Consider the following 966-nt stretch of genomic DNA (forward strand, 5'->3'; position numbering starts at 1 on the left):
GAGCATTAGTGCTTAATTTGCATAAATATATAAAATGATTCCATAGACTCAAGGGTTTTATAGTAATATATAGAACTTCCATACTATTCTAGTTTTTAGCTCACTAGCTAAGCGAAAGATGCGTATGTTCTGGGGATGAAGGCATACATAGTAGCACGAAGTATAGAGAGAAATGGAGAGGGAAAACACAATGAAAAAAGTATCAATTCGGTCTGTATTAAGTACAGTAGCATTTTCGGTTGCTTTATCTTCTTTTGCAATGGGAGCATCCGCCAACGGAAATTCAAAACCAGAGCTTGAACCGTCTTTAGTTAAAATTCAAGGAGACTATAACTTAAAGTCGGCTAAAAAAGTAAAAGTTATTGTGGAGTTAAATGAAGAGTCTGTAGCGGAAGCAAAGAAAAAAGGAGTAGCGCAAAGTAAAGGAAAGATTAAAAAAGCGCGTGACGAAGTGAAAAAAGAGCTTTCAAAAGCTTCTAAAACTTCAAAAGTAAAGCGTGAATATGACCAAGTGTTTTCCGGGTTTTCAGCGGAACTTCCAGCTAATGACCTTGAAAAAGTAGCAAGTTTGCCCGGAGTAAAAGCTATTTACCCAAGCGTTGAATATCATACAACAGAAGTGAAATCGAAAGAAGTGAGCGCGGAAGAATACGGTTCTGAAATGGATAAAAGCATTTACTATGTGGGAGCAGATCAAGCGTGGAAATCAGGGTATACAGGTAAAAATATGACCGTAGCCGTTATCGATACAGGCGTTGATTACGACCACCCGGATTTAAAGTCAGCGTTTGAGAAATATAAAGGATGGGATTTTGTAGATGATGACAAAGATCCTCAAGAAACGCCTGCTGGAGATTCAAAAGGCGAAGCAACAACGCATGGAACGCACGTAGCAGGAACAATTGCAGCGGACGGGAAAATTAAAGGGGTAGCTCCTGATGCTCATTTACTTGCTTATCGTGTACT

At 39.0% G+C, this 966-nt stretch carries 1 protein-coding gene; it reads left to right on the plus strand.

Annotation, left to right across the window (positions count from 1 at the left end):
• Nucleotides 1–190: 190 nt before the first annotated feature.
• Nucleotides 191–966, plus strand: a 776-nt coding sequence (locus tag AC1DRF_RS29675) for a S8 family serine peptidase (RefSeq protein ID WP_477742529.1), incomplete at its 3' end; no start/stop codon positions are given.

Source organism: Priestia sp. P5_B4, from assembly GCF_056400385.1.